At 46.6% G+C, this 599-nt stretch carries 1 protein-coding gene and 1 pseudogene; one reads left to right on the top strand and one right to left on the bottom strand.

The genetic code is table 11. The features are described from left to right. Window positions 1-239, top strand: a pseudogene (locus tag ACYVTD_RS15560) (glycosyltransferase); the annotation flags it as partial. Window positions 240-248: 9 nt separating this feature from the next. On the opposite strand, the gene ACYVTD_RS15555 reads toward ACYVTD_RS15560, so the two are convergent. Beyond that, window positions 249-599 (bottom strand): aminotransferase class IV (locus ACYVTD_RS15555; RefSeq protein ID WP_461248606.1); only part of this gene is annotated, 351 nt, incomplete at its 5' end.

Raw genomic sequence — 599 nt, 5'->3', positions numbered from 1 at the left:
GGGTAATTACTTTCCCTTTGCTGCCGTTTTTCCCCTTTTTGTGGCCATTGCCGGCAGGGGTGATAACTTCCATGCTTTTTAACAACTTTGCGAATTTACGCCTTTTCGGCTGCTCGCTCCCAAAAGGAAAATTTGCCTATGCCCTTACGCTGCTCTTTACGCCGGTGTACTTTACTTTCCTGACCATACTTGGCTTCCTGGGTTTTAAGCCCAAATGGAAAGGGCAGGAAACCCTGTAGTCCGACAGGCTATTTGGGGACTTTTTTCAGCCAGCCTTTTTTGTCCGGAATAAGGCCGTATTGTATGCCTTTAAGGGTATCCCGCAAATTTGCGGTTAAATCCCCTACTTTGCCTTTGTTAAAGACAACCTTTTTCTTTTTGTAAGTAAGGCTTGTAATGGGCGTTGCCCCCGCGGCGGTTCCGCAGACAAAACATTCACTTGTTTCGGCCAGCGCTTCATCAATAGCGATTTTACGCTCAGAGACTTTTATTTTTAGATCCTTTGCAAGCTCGATAATGCTGGCTCTGGTAATTCCAGGCAGTATTGTGTCGCCCAGAACCGGCGTCACCAGCTCTCCTGACTTCAGGTAAAAAAAGAT

This window comes from Treponema sp. R6D11, from assembly GCF_054786075.1.
This window is presented reverse-complemented; position numbering and strand designations above follow the sequence as displayed.